This is a genomic window from Streptomyces colwelliae (genome assembly GCF_048158785.1).
GTDB lineage: Bacteria > Actinomycetota > Actinomycetes > Streptomycetales > Streptomycetaceae > Streptomyces.
Map to the genome: position 1 here is coordinate 1 of NZ_JBLTJC010000470.1, position 7,205 is coordinate 7,205.

The 7,205-nt window shown below is 70.6% G+C and carries 6 protein-coding genes; 5 read left to right on the plus strand and 1 reads right to left on the minus strand.

All coding sequences use genetic code 11. The annotated features are described in order from the left end of the window. From ACNFOC_RS47980 to ACNFOC_RS47995, 4 genes are all read left to right on the plus strand, one after another. A partial coding sequence (locus tag ACNFOC_RS47980) for an acetate--CoA ligase family protein (RefSeq protein WP_416965306.1) occupies window positions 1-1,963 on the plus strand: 1,963 nt, incomplete at its 5' end. Continuing rightward, complete coding sequence (locus ACNFOC_RS47985; RefSeq protein ID WP_416965307.1) at window positions 1,960-2,757, plus strand: enoyl-CoA hydratase/isomerase family protein; 798 nt, start codon at window positions 1,960-1,962, stop codon at window positions 2,755-2,757. The genes ACNFOC_RS47980 and ACNFOC_RS47985, both read left to right, overlap by 4 nt. 170 nt (window positions 2,758-2,927) lie before the next feature. Continuing rightward, the gene (locus ACNFOC_RS47990; RefSeq protein ID WP_416965308.1) at window positions 2,928-4,283 is read left to right on the plus strand and encodes a hypothetical protein; all 1,356 of its coding nucleotides are present in this window, start codon (window positions 2,928-2,930) and stop codon (window positions 4,281-4,283) included. 108 nt (window positions 4,284-4,391) lie between these two features. Then, the gene (locus tag ACNFOC_RS47995) at window positions 4,392-5,603 is read left to right on the plus strand and encodes an acyltransferase family protein (protein WP_416965309.1); all 1,212 of its coding nucleotides are present in this window, start codon (window positions 4,392-4,394) and stop codon (window positions 5,601-5,603) included. Here ACNFOC_RS47995 and ACNFOC_RS48000 read toward each other — a convergent pair. Beyond that, entirely contained in the window at window positions 5,501-6,673 is a 1,173-nt protein-coding gene (locus ACNFOC_RS48000) for a thiolase C-terminal domain-containing protein (RefSeq protein ID WP_416965310.1), read from the minus strand. The two genes, ACNFOC_RS47995 and ACNFOC_RS48000, sit on opposite strands and share 103 nt — an antisense overlap. Window positions 6,674-6,750: 77 nt before the next feature. On the opposite strand from ACNFOC_RS48000, the gene ACNFOC_RS48005 reads away from it, so the two are divergent. After that, on the plus strand, window positions 6,751-7,205 hold a 455-nt coding region (locus tag ACNFOC_RS48005), incomplete at its 3' end, for an acyl-CoA dehydrogenase family protein (RefSeq protein WP_416965311.1).

The following is a 7,205-nucleotide window of genomic DNA, read 5'->3' on the forward strand; positions in this document are numbered from 1 at the left end:
GGTGGGCGCCCGTCTCCACCCGGTGCACCCCACCCGTACGACGGTCTTCGACGTCCCCTGCTTCCCCTCCATCAGCGACCTCCCCGAACAGGTCGACCTGGCCGTGGTGTTGGTGGCCGACCCCCTCCCCGTGATCGAGCGACTCGCCGAGGCGAAGGTGAGGTTCGCGGTCGCCTTCGCGTCCGGCTTCGCGGAGACGGGCGAGGAGGGCGCGCTGGCGCAGGCCCAACTGGCCGCAGCCGTAAGCCGATCCGGCCTGCGCCTCCTGGGCCCGAACACCAACCTCAACGCCTTCGAGAACTTCCGCGAGGACCTGGAAGGACCCGCGATCGCGCTGATCACACAGTCCGGCCACCAGGGCCGCCCGGTCTTCGCCCTCCAGCAACTCGGCATCCGCCTCTCCCACTGGGCCCCCACCGGCAACGAAGCGGACCTGGAGACAGCGGACTTCATCTCCTACTTCGCCGAGCGCCCCGAAGTGGGCGCCATAGCCTGCTACGTGGAGGGCCTCAAGGACGGCCGCTCCTTCCTCCTGGCCGCCGACCGCGCCGCCCGCCGCAAGGTCCCGGTGGTCGCGGTGAAAGTCGGCCGCACCGAGACCGGCTCCCGTACGGCCGCCTCCCACACCGGCAAACTGACGGGCGCGGACGCGGTGGTGGACGCGGTGATGCGCCAGTACGGCGTGATCCGTGTCGACGGCCTGGACGAACTCCAGGACACGGCGGCCCTGTTGGCGCGGGCGAAGCCTCCGGTGGCCGAGGGGGTGGTCGTGTACTCGATCTCCGGCGGCACGGGCGCCCACTTCGCCGACCTGGCGAGCGAGGCGGGCCTACGGCTCCCGCAGCTGTCGGACGCGAAACAGGCCCAACTCCACGAGTGGATACCGCCGTACCTGAGCGTGGCGAACCCGGTGGACAACGGCGGTCACCCGGTGGGTGACTGGCGCGGCCGGAAGATCATCGACGCGATCCTCGACGACCCGGAGGTGGGGGTGCTGGTCTGCCCCATCACGGGCCCGTTCCCCCCGCTGAGCGACAAGCTCGTGCAGGACCTGGTGGCGGCGGCCGAGCAGACGGACAAGCTGGTGTGCGTGGTGTGGGGCTCACCGGTGGGCACCGAACCGGCGTACCGCGAGACGCTGTTGGGCTCGTCCAGGGTGGCGACGTTCCGCACGGTCGGCAACTGCATCACGGCCCTCCACGCCTACTTCTCTCACCACCGCTTCGTCCACGCCTACCGCTCCCCCTTCGACGAGGCCCCCCGCACCGTCTCCCCCTCCTTCCGCAAGGCCGAGGCCCTGATGCGCCCGGGCCAGCAGCTGAGCGAACACGCGGCGAAACAACTCCTTCGGGCCTACGGCATCCGGGTCCCCCGGGAGCAGTTGGTGACCAGCGCGGCGGCGGCCGTACGGGCGGCCGGGCTGGTGGGCTACCCGGTGGTGATGAAGGCGTCCGGCGCGCGGATAGCGCACAAGACGGAACTGGGCCTGGTGAAGGTGGGCCTGACCTCGGCCAGCCAAGTCCGCGACGCGTACCGCGAGTTGACGGACATAGCGCGCTACGAGGACGTGACCCTGGACGGCGTGCTGGTCTGCCAGATGGTCGAACGGGGCGTCGAGATGGTCGTGGGCGTCACCCAGGACGAGCTGTTCGGCCCGACGGTGACGGTGGGGCTGGGCGGGGTGCTGGTGGAGGTACTGCGGGACGCGGCGGTACGGGTGCCGCCGTTCGGCGAGGAGGCGGCACGCGACATGCTCGACGAGTTGCGCGGCCGCCCCCTGCTGGACGGAGTGAGGGGACGCCCCCCGGCGGACCTGGACGCCCTGGTGGAGGTGATCCTCCGCGTCCAGCGCATGGCACTCGAACTGGGCGATGTGCTCTCGGAGTTGGACATCAACCCGCTCATGGTGCTGCCCCGGGGACAGGGCGCGGTGGCGCTGGACGCGCTGGCGGTGTGCCGATGACCGATCCGACGGCTGAGGTCACGCATACGATCGCGAGCGGCGTCGCCCACCTCACCCTCAACCGCCCCGAGGCCCTGAACGCGATCACCCCGCCCCAACGGGACCGCCTGACAGCCCTGTTGGAAGAGTCGTCGGCGGACCCCTCCGTACGGGCGGTGGTCCTGACCGGCACCGGCCGAGGCTTCTGCGCGGGCGCGGACCTACGGGGAGGCGGCGGGGCGGAGGAAAGGATCGCCGGTGACGTCGCCCGCGTGATCCGCCTGGGCGCGCAACGCCTCATCGCCGCCGTCCTGGACTGCGAGAAACCGGTGATCGCCGCGGTGAACGGCACCGCGGCCGGCCTCGGCGCCCACCTCGCCCTGGCCTGCGATCTCGTACTGGCCGCGGAGTCGGCGAGGTTCATCGAGGTGTTCGTACGACGGGGCCTGGTACCCGACGGCGGCGGCGCGTATCTCCTGCCCCGGCTGCTGGGCCCGCAGCGCGCGAAGGAGCTGATGTTCTTCGGCGACACGGTGACCGCCACGGACGCGGAACGCCTTGGCCTGGTCAACAGGGTCGTACCGGACGACGAGTTGGAGAAGACGGCCCGCGACTGGGCGGAACGCCTGGCCACCGGCCCGACCCGCGCCCTCGCCCTCACCAAGCAGCTGGTCAACGCGTCCCTGGACACCGACCGGGCGACGGCGTTCGCGGCGGAGGCGGCGGCGCAGGAGATCAACATGACGACGCAGGACGCGCGCGAGGGGGTGGCGAGCTTCGTGGAGCGCAGGAGTCCGCGATATCGGGGACGGTGATCCGCAGGAACCATCGACACGCCTGAGGCGATCACTCCTAACGCGCCTCAAGTGATGAGTGCCGACGACGTGTTGTTCGTCCTGGTGTACGCGGAGGCGCAGGGCGGAGATAGGTTGATCCGCGAAGTGGAGCAAGTCACGGACCTGTTCGAGAGGGAGGCGGCACAACTGTGAAAAGGCGGCGCCTGCTGAAGCGCGCAGCCGGCGTCGGAGCAACCGTCACCCTCCTGCTCGCGGCCCTCACCTCGTGCAGCGGCGCGGCATCGGGCAAGGCGCCCTCGATCACCGCGCCCGAGGTCTTCTACCTGCGCCCCGTCGGCGACAAGTCCGGCCCCCGTGACAAGGACCCGTTCCACTTCTCCGCCGACGACGGCAAGACGCACACCGGTGTCAGGGGACCCGCCGATCACACCCTCACCGTGGACGTGCTGCCCGGCGCGAAGAGCGCGGTCGCGCTGCGCGAGGGCGGGACCTGTACGGGCAGCTCCACCCACGTGACGTGTGAGGTGCGTTCCGACTACGACAGCAGGTCGGACGGCGGCGTGTCCCTGGTCGCGGCCAAGGGCAGCAAGCCGGGTGACGCGGCGGTGGTCCGGTACACGTACGCGGACCGGAGCGGCAAGAAGGTCACCGCGCGGACGAAGGCCGTCGTAGGCGAGCCGGTGGTCGAGGTGCTGACGGCGAAGTCACTCGGCGGAGTCCGTCCGGGCGCCGAGCTGAGCCGGCCGATCGTCGTCCGGAACACCGGCGAGGTGCCGGTCAGGGGACTGGTGCTCAAAATCGGCCTGGAACAGATGGAGTTCGAGAAGCGGTACGCCAACTGCCGTTATCCGAGCTTCTACAAGGGCCACATCACGGTCTGCGAGTTCCCGGACCTCCGCATCGCCCCCGGACAGACCGTGACCATCCAGCCCGCGCTCCGGCTCCGCGCACCCAGGACGAAGATGTACGCCTCCTTCAGCAGCGAGGCCCGGCCACTGGACATGGGGCCGGAGAACGGGGGTGCCATGGCCGGTGGGGACCACGGTGACGGTCCGGCCCTCCGCCCTGAATCCACCACCGCCGAGAAGGGCACCTACGCCAAGGGCGGCGGCTGGACGAACGTCGTGCTCGACACCCACGCCGACTACTCCGTCTCCGACGTGAACCTGTACGGCGACCCCGGCACCAAGCGGACCTTCAAACTCACCGTCCGCAACAACGGCCTCGCCGACGCCGGCGCCACGGAGCAGCTGGTGTTCAGCCCGCCGCTCGGCATGGAGATGGTGAAGCAGCCCATGCAGGAGTACGACGAGGACTCCTACGAGCCCTCCTGCGAGAACGGCGCCTTCGTCTACACCTGTGACATCAAGGCCCTGGAGCCCGGCGAGACCCAGACCTTCACGTTCACGATGCGCCTCGGCGACCCGGGCGAAGGCACGTTGACCCTCCGGGACAAGAAGCCGACCCAGGACTGGTACGTCGGCGACCGCGATCCGGACCCGAGCAACGACAAAGCCGTCATCACGGTCCACCCCGACGATTGAACTGCCCGGCCGGGCGCCACGTACCAGTCACCGAGGGTGGCAGCAGGCGGCACGCACGGTGCCCGGAGAGAGAGTTGAGCGATTCCAGTGGATGCGATGAGGGCGAGCGTGGCGCCCGTCCGTCGGCAGGTGCTGGGTCTGGACGGGCTCCGCGGGCTGGCGGCACTGTACGTGGTGCTGTTCCACTGCTGGCTGTACACCTTCCCGGGCTATCCCGACAGTTCGGCGCCCCGGTGGCTGGACGTGCTGATGTTCGGGCGCCTCGCCGTCGTCTTCTTCCTCGTGCTGTCCGGTTTCTCGCTCGCGCTCTCCCCGGCGCGGCACGGCTGGCGGCCGGGCGGCGTCGCCCAGTTCCTGCGCCGCCGCGCCTGGCGCATCCTGCCGCCGTACTGGGCGGCGCTGGCCATCAGCCTGGTCGTCTCCCTGTACGTGGTGCCGGCTTCGCACCACGGACCCCCTGACGGCTCGTCAATTCTCGTCTACGGCCTGGTCCTTCAGGATGTGTTCTTCGCCCCGACCCCGAACGGCGCGTTCTGGTCGATCGGCGTCGAGGCCGAGCTGTATCTCCTCTTCCCGCTGATCCTCCTGGTCCGGCGCCGGTTCGGCGCGGCGGCCGTCGTCGCGTGCGTGACGCTCCCGGTGATCGTCCGCGGGCTCATGGCCGCCGACGCGAACCCGGTGGAGGGCGACAACTGGCTCGCCCCGCATCTCGCCCCCGTCTTCGTCGCCGGTGTGATCGGCGCGGGGGTCGTCGTCGCGTCGCAGCGGGTTCAGCGTCTGCCGTGGGGATGGTTCGCCGCGGCGGCCGCCCTGCCGGTGCTCGCCCTCGGCCTCGTCAAGGGGTCCGTGTGGACGGTGCACCACTACTTCTGGGTGGATCTCGCCATCGCTCCCTCGATGGCCCTGCTGCTGGCGTCAGTTGCCACCGGCCGCCCCGCCCTCCTCGTGCGGCTGCTGAACACGCGGCCCATGCGGAAGCTCGGTGATTTCTCCTACAGCCTCTATCTGATCCACCTTCCGGTCGTCCTGGTCGTCATCCGCCGAGTGGCCCCGCATTTCGTGTCGCCGGGGATGCCCACGTTCTGCTTCACCCTCCTCCTGGGCCTGCCCGTCTCGGTGCTCGGCGCCTGGCTGTTCTCCGAGATCTTCGAAATGCCCTTCAAGCGGAACCGGTCCTGGAAGTCCCTGACGGCGATCACTCGTTCGCGCCCGGACGCTCAGCCCCGGCCCAGCACCACCGTCCCCGAAGAGCAGAACCAGCCGCCCGTCCCGGAGGCCACCCCCAGCCGCGGCAACGCCCCGTCCGCACCCGTCACTTGACGGGCCCCGGCCTCCCCGCGCAACTGCCGCACCGCCTCCACCAGCAGGAACAGCCCCCGCATCCCGGGATGTTGGGCCGACAGCCCGCCCCCGTCCGTGTTCACCGGCAACTCCCCGCCGGCCACCCGCAACCGCCCCTTGTCCACGAAGGCGCCCCCCTCACCCTTCGCACAGAAACCCAGATCCTCCAGCGTCACCAACGTCATGTAGGTGAACGCGTCGTAGATCTCCGCGAAGTCCATCTCCTCGGGCCCAACTCCCGCCCGCTCGAAGGCCAGCCGCCCGCTCACCGCCGCCGGTGACACCGTGAAGTCGGGCCACTCGGACATCGCCGCGTGCGAGACGTGCTCCCCGGTCCCGAGCACCCACACCGGTGCCGTACGGCAGTCCCGTACGTACTCCTCGGCGGCCAGCAGGATCGCCGCCCCGCCGTCCGACCGTATGCAGCAGTGCAGTTTGGTGAACGGGTCGGCGATCATCGGGCCGGAGAGCACGTCGTCCACGGTGATCGGGTCGCGGAACATCGCCTCGGGGTTGAGGGCCGCGTTCGCGCGGGCCTGTACCGCCACCTCCGCCAACTGCTCGATCGTCGTGCCGAATTCGAGCATGTGGCGGCGCGCGGCCATCGCGTACTTCGCGATCAGCGTGTGGCCGTAGGGGACTTCGAACTGGAGCGGGCCCCGCGCGCCGAAGGAGAGGTTGCCGGTGCGGCGGCCCGCCTTGATGTCGGCCCGGGCCGTCGAGCCGTAGACAAGCAGGACGGCGTTCGCGTGGCCCGCCGCTATCGCGTCCGCCGCGTGGGCCGCCATGACCTCCCACGTCGAGCCGCCGACGGAGGTGGAGTCGACCCAAGTCGGGCGCAGGCCAAGGTATTCGGCCACCTCCACCGGTGGCAGCGTGCCCAGGCCCGCCGACGCGAAGCCGTCCACCACCTCCCTGCCCAGGCCCGCGTCCGCCAGCGCGCGGCGGGCCGCCTGGGCGTGCAGGGCGTAGGGGGTCGTGTCGTCCACGCGTCCGCAGTCGGACAGCGCCACGCCCACCACGGCGACCTTGCGGCTCCCCACTGGCATGAGGGGGCCTCCTCCCTCTGTGCATATCGTGCCCGGACTCCTAATATGACGGACCGTCAGATCTGGAGGGAAGTGCCATGGACGCCAGCTTCACCGCCGAGCAGGACGAGATCCGCCGTACCCTCCGCGAACTCCTCACCAAGCGCTGCGGGCCGGCCGGACTCCGGGCCGCCCTCGACAGCCCCGCCGGGTACGACCCGGCGCTGTGGGGCGCGCTGGCCGACCAGTTGGGGCTGCCGGGGCTCGCGCTCCCGGAGTCGTACGACGGGGTCGGCTGTACGTCCACCGAACTCGCCCTGGCCTGCGAGGAGACGGGCCGTTTCCTGGCTCCCTCCCCGCTGCTCGCCACCGCCGTGCTCGTCGCCCCCCTGGTCCTCGCCCTAGACGCTTGTGCGGTCTCGGCTTGCTCGGTCTCGGCGGAGGCCGCCAGGGCACGGCAGGATGCGCTCGACGCGTACATCCGGCAGACCGCCGGAGGTACGGGCACGGGCGGCCACACGGACGAACTGGCCAAGCTCTCCGAGCTGAAGAG